At 71.9% G+C, this 18,978-nt stretch carries 10 protein-coding genes; 9 read left to right on the top strand and 1 reads right to left on the bottom strand.

The genetic code is table 11. The features are described from left to right. Positions 1-68: 68 nt before the first annotated feature. The 7 genes from C6Y14_RS39960 (at position 69) to C6Y14_RS39930 (ending at position 12,515) form a co-directional block, all read left to right on the top strand. Entirely contained in the window at positions 69-1,949 is a 1,881-nt protein-coding gene (locus tag C6Y14_RS39960; RefSeq protein WP_107021840.1) for an ABC transporter ATP-binding protein, read from the top strand. Then, a complete protein-coding gene (locus C6Y14_RS39955; protein ID WP_107021839.1) occupies positions 1,946-3,823 on the top strand; it encodes an ABC transporter ATP-binding protein in 1,878 nt (625 codons plus the stop codon). The genes C6Y14_RS39960 and C6Y14_RS39955 overlap by 4 nt, the downstream gene beginning before the upstream one ends. A gap of 80 nt (positions 3,824-3,903) precedes the next feature. Next, the gene (locus tag C6Y14_RS39950) at positions 3,904-5,718 is read left to right on the top strand and encodes an ABC transporter ATP-binding protein (RefSeq protein ID WP_107021905.1); all 1,815 of its coding nucleotides are present in this window, start codon (positions 3,904-3,906) and stop codon (positions 5,716-5,718) included. Then, positions 5,715-7,547: an ABC transporter ATP-binding protein gene (locus C6Y14_RS39945; RefSeq protein ID WP_107021838.1), complete on the top strand. Its 1,833-nt coding sequence runs from the start codon at positions 5,715-5,717 to the stop codon at positions 7,545-7,547. The genes C6Y14_RS39950 and C6Y14_RS39945 overlap by 4 nt, the downstream gene beginning before the upstream one ends. A gap of 385 nt (positions 7,548-7,932) precedes the next feature. Beyond that, positions 7,933-9,969, top strand: coding sequence for a M4 family metallopeptidase (locus C6Y14_RS39940; protein WP_225891517.1), 2,037 nt, complete (start codon positions 7,933-7,935; stop codon positions 9,967-9,969). Between the two features lie 319 nt (positions 9,970-10,288). Continuing rightward, entirely contained in the window at positions 10,289-11,935 is a 1,647-nt protein-coding gene (locus tag C6Y14_RS39935; protein WP_107021836.1) for a M4 family metallopeptidase, read from the top strand. A 73-nt stretch (positions 11,936-12,008) separates the two neighbouring features. After that, a complete protein-coding gene (locus C6Y14_RS39930; RefSeq protein ID WP_107021835.1) occupies positions 12,009-12,515 on the top strand; it encodes a DUF1990 family protein in 507 nt (168 codons plus the stop codon). 42 nt (positions 12,516-12,557) lie between these two features. Here the strand turns inward: C6Y14_RS39930 and C6Y14_RS39925 are convergent, their stop codons facing one another. Next, positions 12,558-15,176 carry a glycosyltransferase family 1 protein gene (locus tag C6Y14_RS39925; RefSeq protein WP_107021834.1) on the bottom strand — a complete coding sequence of 873 codons (2,619 nt, stop codon included), beginning with the start codon at positions 15,174-15,176 and terminating at the stop codon, positions 12,558-12,560. Positions 15,177-15,477: 301 nt separating this feature from the next. Here C6Y14_RS39925 and C6Y14_RS39920 point away from each other — a divergent pair, with 301 nt between their 5' ends. Both C6Y14_RS39920 and C6Y14_RS39915 read left to right on the top strand, forming a co-directional pair. Next, the gene (locus C6Y14_RS39920; protein WP_107021833.1) at positions 15,478-16,677 is read left to right on the top strand and encodes a S8 family peptidase; all 1,200 of its coding nucleotides are present in this window, start codon (positions 15,478-15,480) and stop codon (positions 16,675-16,677) included. A gap of 255 nt (positions 16,678-16,932) precedes the next feature. After that, on the top strand, positions 16,933-18,978 hold a 2,046-nt coding region (locus C6Y14_RS39915; protein ID WP_107021904.1), incomplete at its 3' end, for an alpha-1,4-glucan--maltose-1-phosphate maltosyltransferase.

Genomic DNA, 18,978 nt, shown 5'->3' with positions numbered 1-18,978 from the left:
CCCCCGGCGGCTGCGACCGGCGAAAACTCGCTGGGTGTTGTCAGTGCCGAAACGTAGGCTCGCTGCTGATGCCCACCACACCTGCGCCCGCCGAGGGAACTGACGAGACCCGGCCCACCCGGAGCCGTTCCGCCGTACGCAGCCTGCTGCGGCTGTGGCCGTATGTGAAGCCCGTGCGCGGACGGCTGGGCGTCGCGGCCGTCGTCGCGGTCGCCGCCTCCTGTACGGGTCTGGTGATCCCGCTCGTCCTGAAGTGGATCGTGGACGGGCCGGTGGCCGACCGGAGCACGGGCGGGGTGTGGCTCGGCGCGCTGTACCTGCTGCTCCTCGGGGTCGCGGAGGCGGTCCTCTTCGGACTCCGGCGGTGGCTGGTCGCCCGGCCGCTCGCCGGGGTCGAGGCGGCCATGCGGGCCGATCTGTACCGGCATCTGCAGCGGCTGCCCATCGCGTTCCACGACCGGTGGGCGTCGGGGCAGCTGCTGTCCCGGGGGACGACGGATCTGATGCTGCTGCGGATGTTCCTCGCGTTCCCGCTGACGTTCCTGCTGGTCAACTCGGTGACGATCCTCGTGGGTGTCCTCATCATGCTGGCCCAGGACTGGACGCTGGGACTGGTCCTGCTCGCCCCGGCTCTCCCGGTGATGGTCGTCTGCTGGCTGTTCGAGAAGCGGTACTCGCGGGTGGCGCGGCAGGCGCAGGACCAGGTCGGCGACCTGACGACGCTCGTCGAGGAGAGCGTGCTGGGCATCCGGATCATCAAGGGGTTCGGCCGCCACCGCAGCCAGGCGCTCGCCTTCCGGGACCTCTCCCGGACATTGCGCGGCACGGAACTGGCGAAGGCGCGGCTGCTCGCCGGGATCTACGCCGCGATCACGACCCTGCCCGAACTGGCCGTCGGCGCGGCCCTGGTGCTCGGCACGGTGCAGGTGGCCGACGGCTCCCTGTCGGCCGGCACGCTGGTCGCGTTCCTCTCCACGGCCCTCGCCCTGCGCTGGCCCGTGGAGTCGATCGGCTTCCTGCTGGCCATGAGCCAGGAGGCGGCGACGGCCACGGAACGCTACTTCGAGGTCATGGACGCGGCCCCGGAGTCGGACACCGCGCCCGTGTCCGGGGCGGTGTCCGCCTCCGGGGCGGCGTCTGCCTCCGTGGTGGCACCTACGTCCGGGGCGGGCCGCGCCAGGGACGGTGGTCACGGCGGCCTCCGGTTCGACGGGGTGCGGTTCCGGTATCCCGACGCCGAGTCCGACAGTGTTCCCGTACTCGACGGGATCGATCTGCACATACGGCCGGGCGAGACCATGGCCCTCGTCGGCGGCACGGGGTCCGGGAAGACCACACTCACCGCGCTCGTGCCCCGGCTGCACGAGGTCACCGCGGGGCGGATCACCCTGGACGGCGTGGACATCACCGCGATACCCAGGGAGGAACTGCGCGCCCTCGTGGCCGTCGCCTTCGAGGAGCCCACCCTCTTCTCCGCGGGGGTGGGGGAGAACGTCCTCATGGGCGCCCCGGACACCGCGGGTGAGGCCGATCTCGCCCGCGCCCTCGCCGTCGCGCAGGCCGACTTCGTCCACGCGCTGCCGCACGGCACGGACACCCAGGTCGGTGAACAGGGCCTCAGCCTCTCCGGTGGGCAGCGCCAGCGCCTGGCCCTGGCGAGAGCCGTCGTCGGCACCCCCCGCTTCCTCGTCCTGGACGATCCGCTGTCCGCCCTGGACGTCCACACGGAGGCCCTGGTCGAAGCGGCCCTGCGGCGTGTCCTCGCCGGGACGACCGCCCTGGTCGTGGCCCACCGCCCGTCCACGGTCCTGCTCGCCGACCGCGTGGCCCTGCTCTCCGGCGGCCGGATCACGGCTGTGGGCACCCACCACGAACTGCTGCGGACGAGCGCGGAGTACGCCTGGCTGATGTCGGGAAGGACAGAGACGAGCGAGAGGGAGAACCGATGACGGCGCCCACGACCACCGCGCCGACAGACGACAGCAGAGACCGGCCGGCGGACCCGCCGCCCAAGGACGGCGATCCCTTCGACCGTGACGCCCTGCCCGCTCCCCCGCGCGCCACGGCCACCCTCCTGCGTTCCCTGCTCGCGCCCATGAGGGCCCGTGTCGTCCTCGCGGCGGTCCTCCTGCTGCTCCAGCAGGCGGCGGTGCAGGCGGGCCCGATGCTCGTGGCGTACGCGATCGACCGCGCCGTACCGGCCTTCCGCGCCGACGACCACGGCCCGCTGATCGCGGTGGCCGCCGCGTACGCGCTGTGTTCGGTGGCGGCCGGCGCCCTCCAGTACGGCTTCGTGCGCACCTCGGCCCGGGTCAACCAGGACGTCCTGCTGGACCTGCGCGGCAGGATCTTCCGGCACGCGCAGGCGCTCAGCGTCGACTTCCACGAGCGCTACACCTCGGGCCGGCTCATCTCCCGCTCCACGACGGACGTCGAGTCGCTGCGCGAACTGCTCAGCGAGGGCCTCCAGGAACTCGTCACCGTCATCCTGTCGTTCGTCTACATCTCCACGATGCTGCTCTGGCTGGACCTGGGGCTCGGCGCGGTCGCGGTCGCCTCGTTCGTGCCGCTGTACCTGCTCATCCGGCTCTACCGGCGCCGCGCCGGGCGGATCTTCGCCGTCCGCTCGACCGCGATCGCCGCGGTGATCGTGAAGTTCGCGGAGACGATGAACGGCATCAGGCCGGTGCGCGCCTTCCGCCGCGAGGCCGTCAACGACTCGGCCTTCCACGCGCTCAACAGCCGCCACGAGCGCGTCAACGGCGACGCCATCCTGGAGATGGCCCGCTATGTCGTCGGCTCCCGGCTGGTCGCCAACACGGCGGTCGCGGGGATCGTGCTGTGGGGCGCGTACCGGGTGGCGTCCGGGTCGCTCGCGCTGGGCGTGCTGGCCGCCGCGGTGCTCTATCTGCGGCGCCTGTACGACCCGATCGACCGGCTCGGCATGTTCCTGAACTCGTACCAGTCGGCGGCGGCCTCGATGGAGAAGATCGCGGGTCTGCTGGCGCAGGTCCCGTCGGTGCCGGAGCCGGCGCAGCCGCGTGAGCTGCCCGCGCTCACCTCCGAACTGCCGGGCCGCGAGGTCGTGTTCGACGACGTGCGGTTCGCGTACCGGACGGGCGGCGAGGTGCTGCCGTCCTTCTCGCTGACGCTCCCGGCGGGCCAGACCGTCGCCGTGGTCGGCTCCACGGGCGCGGGCAAGTCGACGCTCGCCAAGCTCCTGGCGCGCTTCTACGACCCCACGACCGGCCGCGTCCTCCTCGACGGCGTGGATCTGCGCGAGCTGTCCGTGCCCGAACTGCGGCGCGGGGTGGTGATGGTGACGCAGGAGGCGTTCCTGTTCTCCGGCACGGTCGCCGAGAACATCGCCATCGGGCGCCCCGACGCCTCCCGCGAGGACATCGAGCGGGCCGCGAAGGCCATCGGCGCCCACGACTTCATCAGCTCCCTGCCCGACGGCTACGACACGGACGTACGCAAGAGGGGCGGGCGCATCTCGGCCGGTCAGCGCCAACTGGTGGCGTTCGCGCGGGCGTTGCTCGCCGACCCGGCGGTCCTGATCCTCGACGAGGCCACCAGTTCGCTGGACGTACCGGGCGAACGGGCCGTCCAGCGTGCCATGCACACGGTCCTGCGCGGCCGTACGGCGGTGGTCATCGCCCACCGCCTGTCGACGGTCGAGATCGCCGACCGGGTCCTCGTCATGGAGCACGGCCGCATCGTCGAGGACGGCAGCCCCGACCGCCTCGTCACGGACACGGGCCGGTTCGCGGACCTGCACCGGGCCTGGCGGGACAGCCTCGTGCAGGAGCACGCCGAGTGACCCTGAGGCGGGTCGGCCCGGAGCGGCCGAGCCCTGGGAGGGCGAGCGCGGCCGGGTCGGCCCCCGGGCGGCTGGGCCGCCTGGAGCGCTTCGCGTACGAGGATCCCGGCGTCCCCGACCTGCGCGGCGGCGGCCGGTACCTGTGGTGGCTGGTCACCCGGCAGCCGGGGCGGTCGGCGGCGGGCGCGGTACTGGCCACCGTCTGGCTGGTGCTCATCGCGCTGACGCCGTATCTGCTGTCCCGGGCGATCGACGACGGGCTGGAGCCGGGTGACCTGGCGGCGCTGGCCTGCTGGTGCGCCGCGCTGCTGGGCCTCGGGGTGTTCAACGCCGTGGTGGGCCTCCTGCGCCACCGCACGATGACCAAGGTCCGGATGGACGCCAACTTCCGTACGGTGAAGCTCGTCGTGGGGCAGGCGACCCGGCTGGGCGCCGGGCTGTCCCGGCAGACGGGGACCGGGGAGGTCGTCACGATCGGCGTCGGCGACGTGCTGACGATCAGCGGGGCCCTGACCGTCGTGGGGCCCGGCGTCGGCTCGGCCGCCGCGTACGTCGTCGTGGCCGGGCTGCTGCTGTCGGTCTCGCCGCCGCTGGCCGTGGTGGTCCTGATCGGGATACCGGTGATCGTCCTGCTCGTCGGCCCCCTGATGGGACGGCTGCGGGGCGTGGAGACGGAGTACCGCGAGCGGCAGGGGACGCTGACCGCGCGGATCGGGGACCTCGCGGGCGGACTGCGGGTCCTCAACGGCCTCGGCGGCAAGGGACTGTTCGCGGACGCCTTCCGCCGGGACTCCCAACTGCTGCGCGAACAGGGGTACCGGGTCGGGGCCGTCACGAGCTGGCTTCAGGCGCTCGGGGTGGGGCTCCCGACGGTGTTCCTGGCCGTGGTGACCTGGCTGGCGGCCCGGCTCGCCGCGCAGGGCTCGCTCACCGTCGGCGAACTGGTGTCCGTGTACGGCTATGCGGCGGTCCTGGTGGGCCCGGTGGCGTTCTTCGTCGAGTGCGGCTACCAGCTCAGCCGGGGCGTGGTGGCCGCTCGACGCGTCGTACGCTTCCTGGCCCTGGAGCCGCTGATGGCCGACGGCCCGCCCGTCGGCCCCGCCCCGGACATCCCCGCGGACGCCCCCGCTGAGCCCTCCGTGCTGCACGATCCGCGGTCCGGCGTCCGGGTGGTGCCGGGCTCGCTGACCGCCCTGGTGAGCGCCCGTCCGGCGGAGTCCGCCGCCGTGGCCGACCGGCTCGGCCGGTACACCGGGTCGGCGGCCACCTGGGGCGGCGTACGGCTCGACGCGATCGCCCTGCCGCGGATACGGGACCGGATCCTGGTCGCCGACAACGAGGCCGACCTGTTCGCGGGCACCCTGCGCGACCTGCTGGCCGGCCGCCTGGACCCGGCCGGTACGGACGACGCGGCCGTCGGCAGGGCCGTGCACGCGGCCGTCGCGGACGACATCGTGCTCGGGCTGCCCGACGGGCTCGACTCGGCCGTGGACGCGCAGGGCCGCAGCCTCTCCGGTGGCCAGCGGCAGCGCGTACGCCTGGCGCGGGCCCTGCTCGCCGACCCCGAGGTGCTGCTCGCGGTCGAGCCCACCTCGGCGCTCGACGCGCACACCGAGGCCACGGTCGCCGCCCGGCTGCGCGCGGCGCGCACCGGCCGTACGACCCTCGTCACCAGCACCTCGCCGCTGCTGCTCGACCAGGTGGACACCGTGTACTACCTGGTCGACGGCGAGGTCGCGGCCGTCGGCGGACACCGCGAACTCCTCGACGGCGAACCGGGATACCGGGCGCTGGTGGCCCGCGACGCGGACCCGGACGACACGGATCCGGACGGCGGGCAGGCCGGGAAGACCGGCGGGCGCGACGCGCAGGAGCCGGAAGGGGCCGTGCGGTGAGCACGCAGTTGCCGGTCGCCGGACCGGCCGACGTACGCGCCGCCGCGGCCCGGCTGATCCGCGCGGACGGCCGCGCCTTCGCCGCCGTGCTCGCCCTGAACGCGCTGGCCGCCGCTGCCGGTCTGGCCGGCCCGTGGCTGCTCGGCCGCATCATCGACGAGGTCAGGGCCGGTGCCGGGGTCGCCGCCGTGGACCGGCTGGCGCTCGTCATCCTGGTGTGCGCGCCCGCCCAGCTGCTCCTGGCGCGGGCCGCCCGGTTCGTGGGGCACCGGTTCGGGGAGCGGACGCTGGCACGCGTGCGCGAGGAGTTCGTCGACCGGACACTGGCCCTGCCCGCGTCCGTGGTGGAGCGGGCGGGCACCGGCGATCTGACGGCCCGCGGCACCGCGGATGTCGCCGCGGTGGGCACGACCCTGCGCGACGCGGGGCCCGAACTGCTGATCTCCTCCGTGCAGGCGCTGTTCCTCGTCGGCGCGGTCTTCCTGCTCGATCCGCTGCTGGGCGGCTGCGCGGTGCTCGCCCAGGCCGGTGTCTGGTTCGCCCTGCGGTGGTATCTGCGCCGGGCGCGGCCCGCCTATCTCGCCGAGGGGGCCGCCACCTCGGAGGTCGCCGAGATCGTCTCGGCCACCACGTCCGGCGCGCGCACGGTCGAGGCGTTCGGGCTTGAGCAGCGGCGCGTGACCGCGAGCCGGGACGCCCTCGACGCGTCCCGCCGCACCCGTATGCGCACGCTGAACCTGCGGTCCGTGTTCTTCACGGCCGTGGAGATCTCGAACGTCCTGCCGGTGGCCGTCGTCCTGATGGTGGGCGGTGTCCTGCACGCGCGGGGCGCGATGAGCGTGGGGGCCGTCGTCGCGGCGGCCCTGTATCTGCGCCAGCTGGAGTCGCCGCTCGACACGATCCTGATGCGGGTGGAGCAACTGCAGAGCAGCGGCGCCTCGTTCGCACGGGTGGAGGGCCTGGGCCGGGCCCAGCACACCGGACCCGCGGGTCCGCCGTCGGGGCCGTCGTCGGGACCGATGGCGAAGTCCCCCGCCCCGGCGGACGACCTGATCGACGTACGGGGAGTGCGGTACGCGTACGACCGCGGCGGCGAGGTGCTCCGCGGGGTCGATCTGACCGTACGGCCCGGGGAACGGCTGGCCGTCGTGGGCCCGTCGGGCGCCGGGAAGACGACCCTGAGCCGGCTGCTCGCGGGCGTAGACGTGCCGGGCTCCGGCACGGTGACGGTCGGCGGGGTGCCGATCGCCTCTCTGGACCCGGAGCAGCTGCGGCGGCAGGTCGTGCTCGTCACCCAGGAGCACCATGTGTTCCTCGGCACGGTCCGCGACAACCTGCTGATCGCCGACCCGGCCGCGGACGACGCCGCGTTGTGGGCGGCGCTCGGGGCGGTCGGCGCCGACGACTGGGTCCGGGAGCTGCCGGACGGGCTCGGCACGGAGCTGGGCCCCGGCGGCCGTCCCCCGGGCGCCGGCCATGCCCGGCCGCCGGGAGGGGCGCCCGTCGCGGACGGTTCGCGGGCCCAGCAACTGGCCCTGGCCCGAGTGGTGCTGGCCGACCCGCACACCCTGATCCTGGACGAGGCCACGGCGCTGCTCGACCCGGCCACCGCGCGCCACACGGAGCGCGCGCTGGCCGCCGTGCTCGAAGGGCGCACCGTCATCGCCATCGCGCACCGGCTGCACACCGCGCACGACGCGGACCGGGTGGCGGTGATGGAGGAGGGGCGCCTCACCGAACTCGGCACCCACGAAGGCCTCGTGGCGGCCGGCGGGGCCTACGCGGCGCTGTGGCACTCGTGGCACGGCGAGCCCCCGCCCGCCTCCTGACCCCCGCCCGCCTCCTGACCCCTGCCCCCTGCTCCCTGTTCCCTGGCTCCTGCCCTCTACCTCCGCGCAGCGGCGGTGCAGCGGCGGTACGGCGGTACGTGCGGTGCGGCGGTGCGGCGGTGCGGCAACTGGTCCGTATACCGAACATGACCGTCCGGACAACGGAGTCTTTCCGGCCAACTTCCTGATGCGCACCTGACAGATGCGCCCATGTCCTGCCACTCTTCCCACGACCGCCTCACAGCAGCCTCACAGCAATTGCCGCGGGGCGGTGAACGGCTCTGCTTGCACGTGGTTCTGCGTTCCGTCTTGTTCTGCCCGGACGGCTCCCGGCCGCCCGGTCCCCCCTGGCCGCGCGTTCGTGGCCACGCAGAAGGAGTCCGTGTTGAAGCGCACCTCCCACAGACCCACAGCCCGCTCCCTCCCCCGCAAGGCGACCGCCGGCGCGCTCGTCGCCGTCGCCGCCCTGCTCGCCGCGGCCGTCCAGACCGGCGCCGCGACCGCCGACGCCCCACCCGCCCCGGGCAAGCTCGACAAGGGATCCCTGGCGGTCAAGCTCTCCCCCGCCCAGCGCGCCGCGCTGATCCGCGACGCCGACTCCGCGAAGACGGACACCGCGGCGGAACTCGGCCTGGGCGCCAAGGAGAAGCTGGTCGTCCGCGATGTCGTCAAGGACGCGGACGGCACGGTCCACACGCGCTACGAGCGCACCTACGCCGGACTCCCGGTCCTCGGCGGCGACCTGGTGGTCGAGACCGCCGGGTCGGGGAAGACCGAGGGCGTCACGCGGGCCGTGCGGGCCTCGCTCACGGGGCTCACCACCAGCGCGGCCGTGAAGCCGGCGGTCGCCGAGAAGCAGGCGCTCAAGGCGGCCTCGGCGGAGGGTTCGAAGAGGACCGAGGCCGACGGCGCGCGCAAGGTGATCTGGGCGGCGGGCGGCAAGCCGACGCTCGCGTACGAGACGGTCGTCGGCGGGCTCCAGCACGACGGTACCCCGAACGAGCTGCACGTCATCACGGACGCGGCCACCGGCAAGAAGCTCTTCGAGTACCAGGGCGTCGAGAACGGCACCGGCAACACCCAGTACAGCGGCTCGGTGACGCTCGGCAGCGCGCAGTCCGGGTCGACGTACAACCTCACGGACACTACGCGCGGGAACCACAAGACCAACAACCTCAACCGCGGTACGTCGGGCACCGGCACCCTCTTCTCCGGCCCGGACGACGTGTGGGGCAACGGCGCCGCCTCCAACACCGAGACGGCCGCCGCGGACGCCCACTACGGGGCCGCGCTGACCTGGGACTACTACAAGAACGTGCAGGGCCGCACGGGTATCCGCGGGGACGGCGTGGGCGCGTACTCCCGCGTCCACTACGGCAACAACTACGTCAACGCCTTCTGGCAGGACTCCTGCTTCTGCATGACGTACGGCGACGGGTCGGGCAACGCCAAGCCGCTCACCTCGATCGACGTGGCCGCGCACGAGATGACGCACGGCGTGACCGCGAACACCGCGGGGCTCGTCTACAGCGGTGAGTCGGGCGGTCTGAACGAGGCCACCTCCGACATCTTCGCGGCGGCCGTCGAGTTCTACGCGGGCAACAGCTCCGACGTGGGCGACTACCTGGTCGGCGAGAAGATCGACATCAACGGCAACGGCACGCCGCTGCGTTACATGGACAAGCCGAGCAAGGACGGCGCGTCCAAGGACAGCTGGTACTCGGGCATCGGCTCGGTGGACGTGCACTACTCCTCCGGTCCGGCGAACCACTTCTTCTACCTGCTCAGCGAGGGCAGCGGTGCCAAGACCGTCAACGGCGTCGCGTACGACTCGCCGACCTCCGACGGACTGCCGGTCACCGGTATCGGCCGCGACAAGGCCGCGCTGATCTGGTTCAAGGCGCTCACCACCAAGTTCACCACCACGACCAACTACGCGGCGGCGCGCACCGGCACCCTCGCGGTCGCGGGTGAGCTGTACGGCACCACGAGCGCCGAGTACACGGCCGTGCAGAACGCCTGGGCCGGCATCAACGTCGGCACCCGGCCCGGCGGCGGAGGCGGCGGCACGTCCTTCGAGAACACGACCGCCGTGTCGATTCCGGACAACGGGGCCGCTGTCACCTCCTCGATAACTGTTTCCGGCCAGGCCGGAAACGCCCCGTCCAACTTGATCGTGACGCCGAACATCACCCACACCTGGCGCGGTGACCTGGTCGTCGACCTGGTGGCGCCCGACGGCTCGACGTACCGCCTCAAGTCCTTCAGCTCCTCGGACTCGGCGGACAACGTCACCGAGCCCTACACGGTCAACGCTTCAACCGAAGTCGCCAATGGCACCTGGCAGTTGAAGGTCCAGGACCAGGCGGCGCAGGACGTCGGCAGGATCAACAGCTGGAAGATCACCTTCCCGACGAGCTAGCCGCACGACCCCGGCACACAGAGGGTGCCGCCCCGGGAGCCGACTCCCGGGGCGGCACCCTCTTTGCCTGTGCTTTGCTGCCGCCTTACCCCCCACTTCCGGTTCCATTGCCGGGTCTTTGCGGGCGATCAAGTCCGCAATGCGTACGCCGATCTTCGGGCAGCGGACGATTTCCGGCCAACCTCCATTTGCCCCGCTGACATGTACGCGACCCACCTGGCACTGTTCACCTCGCACGGCAGGCACACCCGCACCGCAACTTCACAGCAGCCCGACCGCTCCCCCATACCGGTCGGACACCCCCCACGAAGGAGCTTGTGTGACCCCCCTCTACGCGCGTCGCAACCGCACCACTCTGGCCATCGCCACCGCTGTCGCGGCCGGTGCTCTCCTCACCACCGGTCTGACCACCGGTGCCTCCGCCCAGACCCCGGCGGAGAGCTCCGACGCGACGCTCGCCGCGTCCGCGGTCCAGCTGTCCCCGGCGGCCCGTACGAGCCTCATCGCGAAGGCCGACGCCGCCACCACGGAGACCGCCGGCGAGATAGGGCTCGGCGCCAAGGAGCAGCTGGTCGTCAGAGACGTCGTCAAGAACGTCGACGGCACGACCCACACCCGCTACGAGCGCACGTACGACGGACTCCCTGTCCTCGGCGGCGACCTGGTCGTCCACGAGACCAAGGCCGGGAAGACCACGGGCGTGACCAAGGCGACCAAGGCGACCATCAAGGTCACCGACGTCACCCCGTCCATCGCCAAGTCGGCGGCCGAGAAGCAGGCCGTGACCGCCGCGAAGGCAGAGGGCAGCACCAAGTCGGCCGCCGACAAGGCGCCCCGCAAGGTCGTCTGGGCGGCCGACGGCAAGCCGGTCCTGGCCTACGAGACGGTCGTCGGCGGCTTCCAGCACGACGGCACCCCGCAGGAGCTGCACGTCGTCACCGACGCCGAGTCGGGCAAGAAGCTGTACGAGTGGGAGGCGGTCAAGACCGGTATCGGCAACAGCCAGTACTCCGGCAAGGTCACCATCGGCACCTCGCTCTCCGGCTCGACGTACCAGCTCAACGACACGTCCCGGGGCTCGCACAAGACGTACAACCTGAACAAGGGCACCTCCGGCACCGGCACCCTGTTCACCGACGCGGACGACACCTGGGGCACGGGCGCGGCGTCCAACACCCAGACCGCCGCGGTCGACGCGCACTACGGGGCCCAGGTCACCTGGGACTTCTACAAGAACGTGCTCGGCCGCACCGGCATCAAGAACAACGGTGTCGCGGCCTACTCCCGCGTCCACTACAGCACGGCGTACGTCAACGCCTTCTGGCAGGACTCCTGCTTCTGCATGACGTACGGCGACGGCGCGGGCAGCGTCAAGCCGCTCACCTCGCTGGACGTCGCGGGCCACGAGATGAGCCACGGCGTGACCGCGAACACCGCGGGCCTCAACTACAGCGGTGAGTCCGGCGGCCTGAACGAGGCCACCTCCGACATCTTCGGCACGGCGGTCGAGTTCTACGCGGCCAGCGCCTCCGACGTCGGCGACTACCTCATCGGCGAGAAGATCGACATCAACGGCAACGGCACCCCGCTGCGCTACATGGACAAGCCGAGCAAGGACGGCGCGTCCAAGGACAGCTGGTCGTCCAGCCTCGGCTCGGTGGACGTCCACTACTCCTCCGGCCCGGCGAACCACTTCTTCTACCTCCTGTCGGAGGGCAGCGGCGCCAAGACGATCAACGGAGTCAGCTACAACTCCACGACGTCCAACGGCACGACGCTCACCGGCATCGGCCGCGACAAGGCCATCAAGATCTGGTACAAGGCGCTCACCGAGTACATGACGTCCACGACGAAGTACGCGGGCGCCCGTACGGCGACGCTGAGCGCGGCGTCGGCGCTGTACGGCTCGACGAGCACCGAGTACAAGGCGGTGGCGGCGGCCTGGTCCGGCGTGAACGTGGCGTGACGCCCACCTAGGTGTGCGCGGGGCGGTACCCGGGACGAGATCGGTCCCGGGTACCGCCCTACTCTTGGTTCCCATGCCCTTCACGTACGAGGATGTGGGCGCGACCCGCGACGGCCGGTGCCCACCCGGCTTCCACCCGCTGCACGTCCGCACCCGCATAGGCGAGGGCCACGAGGTCTTCAAAACGGCCTCGCAGGCGGTCATGACCTGGGAAGTCCACCGGGCGGCCGGTGTAACGATCACGACGGAGGCCGCCGAGGCCGCCCCGGGCGTCGACGTGACGGTCGGCCTGGGCGGTCTCATCAAGGCGCCCTGCCGCGTGGTCTGGACCCTCGACGAACCGCGCCGCGCCGGCTGGGCCTACGGCACCCTGCCCGGCCACCCGGAGTCCGGCGAGGAGGCCTTCGTGGTCGACCGCACGGGCGACGGCACGGTCTGGCTGACCGTGACCGCCTTCAGCCGCCCGGCCAAGTGGTACGCGAAGGCGGGCGGGGCGGCCACGCGGGGCCTGCAGCACGCGTACGCGCGGCGGTGCGGGGTGGTGTTGCGGCGGATGTGCGCGGAGTTCGACGAGGCGTAGACCCCGGCCGCCCCGCCCCGCCGCACACCGGCTCGCGTCACCTCACCGCATGAGCACCCCCGCCCCCTCCACCAGCTCCTCCGCCGGCACCGCCACCAGGCCCAGTTCCGCGTTGGAGGCGAGGAGGCGGTGGGCCGGGAGGATGCGGACCGTGTAGCCGAAGGGGCCCGTGCGGTCGAGGGCGAGTGGGCCCTCGTAGAGCCAGCGGCCCTCCCCGTCCGGGCCGCCCGCCGGTTTCAGCGGGAACGTCGTGCCGTCCGTGATGCGGTCCTCGGAGTCCACGCGCCCCGAGACCGCCTGGACCTCGACGTCGTCCGGGGCCAGGTCGCCGAGGCCGACCAGGACCCGCAGGGAGAGCGTCGAGCCCAGTTCGGCCGTGGCGGTCACGGCCGTCGTCTCGACGTGGTCGACCGTGATGTGCGGCCAGGCCGCCCGCACCCGGGACTTCCACACCGCGAGCTCCCTCGCGGCGGGGTGGTCCATGGAGCGGTGGGCCAGCGCCGCCGGGGTGTAGAGGCGTTCGACGTACTCGCGGACCATGCGGCCCGCCAGGAGTTTGGGGCCCAGGTGGGACAGGGTCTGGCGGACCATCTCGATCCAGCGGTCGGGCAGACCGGCCTGGCCGAGTTCGTAGAAGCGCGGGGCCACCCGCTGTTCGAGGAGGTCGTAGAGGGCCGTGGCCTCCAGCTCGTCGCGGCGGTCGTCGTCGACCGCGGTGCCGTCCGCCGTGGGGATCGCCCAGCCGAAGTCCGGCCGGAACCATTCGTCCCACCAGCCGTCCAGGACCGACAGGTTGAGGCAGCCGTTCAGCGCGGCCTTCATCCCGGACGTGCCGCACGCCTCCAGGGGGCGCAGCGGGTTGTTGAGCCAGATGTCGCAGCCGGGGTACAGCTTCTGCGCCATCGCCATGCCGTAGTCGGGGAGGAAGACGATGCGGTGGCGTACGCGCGGGTCGTCGGCGAAGCGCACCAGTTCCTGCACGAGGCGTTTGCCGCCGTCGTCGGCCGGGTGGGCCTTGCCCGCCACCACGATCTGGACGGGCCGCTCGGAGTGCAGCAGCAGGTCCATGAGCCGGTCGCGGTCCCGCAGCATCAGGGTGAGGCGTTTGTAGGAGGGGACGCGGCGGGCGAAGCCGATGGTCAGGACGTCCGGGTCCAGTACGCCGTCGATCCAGCCCAGTTCGGCCGTCCCCGCGCCCCGCTGCCGCCAGGACGCGTACAGCCGCTCCCGTACCTCCGCGACCAGTTGCTCGCGCAGGGAGCGGCGCAGTTCCCAGATGTCCTGGTCGGGGATGTCGGCGACGGCGTCCCAGGTGTCGGAGCCGCCGACGGTGAGGGCGTCCTCGGTGCGCTGTGCGCCGATCTGCCGGGCGCCGAGCCGGAACACCTCGGGGGCCACCCAGGTGGGGGCGTGGACGCCGTTCGTCACGGAGGTGATGGGGACCTCGGCGGGGTCGAAGCCCGGCCACAGGCCCGAGAACATCTCCCGGCTGACCTGGCCGTGCAGGAGGGAGACGCCGTTGGCGCGCTGGCCGAGCCGCAGTCCCATCACGGCCATGTTGAAGAGGTTCGGTTCGCCGCCGGGGTAGGTCTCCATGCCGAGGCGCAGGATGTGTTCGACGTCGATGCGCGGGAGTTCGGCGTCGGGGCCGAAGTGGCGGGCCACCAGTTCCCGGTCGAAGCGGTCGATGCCGGCGGGCACGGGGGTGTGGGTCGTGAAGACGGTCCCGGCCCTGACGGCTTCGAGGGCGGCCTCGAAGTCGAGGTCCTCGTAGGACAGTTCGTGGATGCGTTCCAGGCCGAGGAAGCCCGCGTGGCCCTCGTTGGTGTGGAACACCTCGGGCCGCGCGTGGCCGGTGAGCCGGCAGTACGTACGCACGGCCCGTACGCCTCCGATGCCGAGCAGCATCTCCTGGAGCAGCCGGTGCTCGCTGCCGCCGCCGTAGAGCCGGTCGGTGACTCCGCGCTCGCCGAGGTCGTTCTCCTCGACGTCGGAGTCGAGCAGCAGCAGCGGGACGCGGCCGACCTGGGCCAGCCAGATGCGGGCGTGCAGGGCCGTACCGCCGGGGAGGGCCAGGGAGACCTGGGAGGGGGTGCCGTCGGCCTCGCGCAGCAGGGAGACGGGCAGTTCGTTGGGGTCGAGGACCGGATAGTGCTCCTGCTGCCAGCCGTCCCGGGACAGGGACTGCCGGAAGTACCCGTGCCGGTACAGCAGTCCGACACCGATGAGGGGTACGCCGAGGTCGCTGGCCGCCTTGAGATGGTCGCCGGCGAGGATGCCGAGGCCGCCGGAGTACTGCGGCAGCGCGGCGGTGATGCCGAACTCGGGTGAGAAGTAGGCGATGGCGGCGGGCAGTTCGGACGGCTGGGCCTGGTACCAGCGGTCGCCCGTCACATAGTCGTGGAGATCGTCGGCGGCGGCGGACAGCCGCCTCAGGAACCTTCTGTCGCCGGACAGCTGGGCCAGCCGCCCTGACGACACGCTTCCGAGGAGGCGTACGGGATCGCGGCCCGAGGCGGTCCAGCGTTCGGGGTCCACGGACTGGAAGAGGTCACGGGTCTCGGCATGCCAGGACCAGCGCAGGTTGCGCGCCAGATCGCTGAGGGGGTGGAGGGCTTCCGGGAGTACGGGTCGCACGGTGAACCTGCGGATGGCCTTCACGAGCTTCCACCTTCACAAAGGGCGTATCGCTGTCGCCAAGCACGTACGGACGTCATCCACGACGGTAGCGGCGTCGTTGCTCCGCAACCACGGCGCGCAGCGCTGCGCTGTGCTTCGTCGGGAGTGCAGTGGTGCGACTGCGGGCCGGTGGGGGCGGGCCGCGCAGTTCCCCGCGCCCCTGACGGGGCGCGGCCTTCGGTGCGGCTGCGGATGATATGGCCGATTCCGCACCGGCGTGCGGGCTTGTGGGGGTTCGCGGCGCACGAGAGGCTGCCGCATGTCGACGAGGGGAGCGCACACCATGGCAGTGAGGCGCACACGGCGGCTGCACTGGGCGGGAGGCCTGACCGCGGCCCTGACGGCGGCGGCGGTCTCGGCTCCCGCTCCGCCGGCGCACGCCGCGCCCGAGGGGCGGATATCCGGCAGCGCGGGAGCCGGCTCCGTCAGCGGCAGTTACATCGTGACGCTCAAAGGGGCGACGAAGGCTCCGTCGAAGGCGGGCAGGGCGGTCGCCACCGAGTACGGAGCGAGAATAAGCCACGCCTACAGCACGGCACTCAACGGCTACGCGGTGCGGGCCGGCGAGCGGCAGGCGCGGCGGCTGGCCGCCGACCCCCGGGTCGCCTCGGTCGCCCGGGACGCCACGGTGACCGTCGAGCACCAGCAGTCCGACCCGCCGTGGGGGCTCGACCGCCTCGACCAGCCGGAGCTGCCGCTGGACCGCAGTTACACCTGGCCGGAGTCGGCGGGGCAGGGCGTGACGGCGTACGTCATCGACACCGGTGTGCGCGTCACCCACCAGGACTTCGGCGGGCGGGCCGCCTCCGGCTGGGACTTCGTCGACGACGACGCCGTCGCACAGGACGGTCTGGGCCACGGCACCCATGTGGCGGGCACGATCGCGGGCACGACGTACGGGGTCGCGAAGCAGGCGCGGGTGGTCGCCGTCCGTGTCCTCGACGACACCGGGTCCGGTACGTTGTCGCAGGTCATCGCGGGTATCGACTGGGTGACCACCCATGCCGTGAAACCGGCCGTCGCCAATATGAGCCTGGGCGGCCTCGCGAACGCGCAGCTGGACGCCGCCGTACGCAACTCCATCGCGTCCGGCGTCACCTACACGATCGCGGCGGGCAACGACAACCGCCCGGCGAGCCTCGACTCACCGGCCCGGGTCCAGGAGGCGATCACGGTCGGGGCGAGCGACCCGAAGGACGCCAGGGCGTACTTCTCCAACTGGGGCGCGCGGCTCGACCTGTTCGCGCCCGGCGTGGACGTCACCTCCGCCTCGCACACGGGCGACACGGGCACGGCGACCTTCTCGGGTACCTCGATGGCGTCGCCCCATGCCGCCGGCGCGGCCGCGCTGTATCTCGCCGACCATTCCTCGGCGGCTCCCGCCGAGGTCGCCGGGGCCCTGGTCGACCGGGCCGCCACCGGGCAGCTGTCGGACGTGGGGCCGGGTTCCCCCGACACACTCCTGCAGGTCGACAACCCTTGACCAAGTAGACATTCACGGACCGGTCTCGTCCCGCGAATCCCGGGTAGATGCTTCACGGATCAGTGAACGCTTTGCAGATCAGTGGCGGATTCCCAGCGGGTGGGGCCGGTCTTGTGTGTGGACATACGCGCGAGTAGTTAACAAAGTGCCGGATTGCCCACCCGAAAGGGGAGGGAAGGCTCCCCCGGTAACACAGCACAAGAACCTCCTCACACTCTCATCCGCCCGCCCACGTTGACGCGGACAGGAGCGGTCATGCCCGCCAAGCACCACCAGCCGTCACCACCCCCGACGCCCGGCATCACACCACCCCCGGATCCGGGGGAGAAAGCAGACCGCCCACCGGCACCGAGGACCCGGACCGCCGAGCGGGCGGCTCCGGCGCAAGAGACACGTCCCACGGCGCCCGCCCCCGGGCCGGCCGCCCCGACCCCCGAAAGTGCCTCCGTGAGTGCCCCCGTGATCGGCCGTATCCCCGTCCTGGACGTCCGTCCTCTCGTCACCGGTGGCCGTCGGCCGGCAAAGGCCGTGGTGGGAGAGTCCTTCGAGATCTCCGCGACGGTCTTCCGGGAGGGCCACGACGCGGTCGCCGCGAACGTCGTGCTGCGCGGCCCCGAGGGCCGCACGGGCCCCTGGACACCCCTGCGCGAACTCGCCCCCGGCACGGACCGCTGGGGCGCCACCGTCTCCGTGCCGGCGCCCGGCCTGTGGACGTACACCGTGGAGGCCTGGGGCGATCCGATCACCACCTGGCGTCACCATGCCCGGATCAAGATCCCGGCGGGCATGGACACCGAGCTCGTCCTGGAGGAGGGCGCGCTGCTGTACGAGCGTGCCGCGGCCGGGGTGCCGAAGAGCAAGGGCCGGCGGGAGGCGATCCTCGCGGCCGTCGCGGGTCTGCGCGACACCGCCCGTCCCGCGGCGGCCCGGCTGGCCGCCGCGCTCACCCCCGACGTGGACCATGTCCTCGCCCGGCACCCCCTGCGCGAACTGGTCACCGCCGCCGACCCGCTGAACCTCCAGGTCGAGCGGGAGCGGGCGCTGTTCGGTTCCTGGTACGAGTTCTTCCCGCGCTCGGAGGGTGCGGTGGTCGAGCCCGGGAAACCGCCGGTCAGCGGTACGTTCGCGACGGCGGCCCGGCGGCTGCCCGCGATCGCCGGGATGGGCTTCGACGTGGTGTACCTGCCACCGATCCACCCCATCGGCGCGACCTTCCGCAAGGGCCCCAACAACACGCTCGACCCCGGCCCGCACGACGTCGGGGTGCCGTGGGCGATCGGCTCGCCCGAGGGCGGGCACGACGCCGTCCATCCCGACCTCGGCACGATCGACGACTTCGACGACTTCGTGCGCCGGGCCGCGGAACTGGACCTGGAGATCGCACTCGACTTCGCGCTCCAGTGCTCCCCCGACCACCCGTGGGTGGAGAAGCACCCGGAGTGGTTCCACCACCGCTCCGACGGCACGATCGCCTATGCGGAGAATCCGCCGAAGAAGTACCAGGACATCTATCCGATCGCCTTCGACAAGGACATGCCGGGCCTGGTGCGGGAGACGCTCAGGGTGCTGCGGTTCTGGATGAGTCACGGCGTACGGATCTTCCGTGTCGACAATCCGCATACGAAACCGGTCATCTTCTGGGAAGAGGTGATCGGGGAGATCAATCGCACCGATCCCGATGTGATCTTCCTGGCCGAGGCGTTCACCCGCCCGGCGATGATGCACACGCTCGGCGCGATCGGCTTCCAGCAGTCGTACACGTATTTCACCTGGCGCAACACCAAAGAGGAACTGACCGAATACCTCACCGAACTCTCCGGTGACGCGGCGGCCTATATGCGGCCCAACTTCTTCGTCAACACCCCCGACATCCTGCACGAGTTCCTTCAGCACGGTGGCCGGGGCGCCTTCGAACTGCGCGCGGTGCTGGCCGCGACCCTGTCCCCGACCTGGGGTGTCTACAGCGGATTCGAGCTGTGCGAAGGCGTGCCGGTACGCGACGGCAGCGAAGAATACCTGAACTCAGAAAAGTACCAACTACGTCCGCGAGACTGGGAGTCGGCAGAACGCGAAGGCCGTAGCATCGCGCCTCTGATTGCCGAGCTGAATGCGATCAGGCGCCGCAGCCCCGCCCTTCGACAACTGCGTGACCTGCATTTCCACCAGACGGACAAGGAGGCGGTGCTCGCGTACTCCAAGTCGGTCACGGACGCACGCGGATCGAACACGGTTCTGGTGGTCGTGAACCTCGACCCCCACCACACCCAGGAAGCCACCATCTCGTTGGACATGCCACGACTC

The sequence above is a fragment of the Streptomyces dioscori genome (assembly GCF_003024195.1).
GTDB lineage: Bacteria > Actinomycetota > Actinomycetes > Streptomycetales > Streptomycetaceae > Streptomyces > Streptomyces dioscori.
This window is presented reverse-complemented; position numbering and strand designations above follow the sequence as displayed.

Excerpts from the sequence above, each read along its gene's own strand:
- C6Y14_RS39955 (WP_107021839.1), top strand. The coding sequence starts at position 1,946 with ATGACGGCGCCCACGACCACCGCGCCGACAGACGACAGCAGAGACCGG.
- C6Y14_RS39960 (WP_107021840.1), top strand. The coding sequence starts at position 69 with ATGCCCACCACACCTGCGCCCGCCGAGGGAACTGACGAGACCCGGCCC.
- C6Y14_RS39930 (WP_107021835.1), top strand. The coding sequence starts at position 12,009 with ATGCCCTTCACGTACGAGGATGTGGGCGCGACCCGCGACGGCCGGTGC.
- C6Y14_RS39920 (WP_107021833.1), top strand. The coding sequence starts at position 15,478 with ATGGCAGTGAGGCGCACACGGCGGCTGCACTGGGCGGGAGGCCTGACC.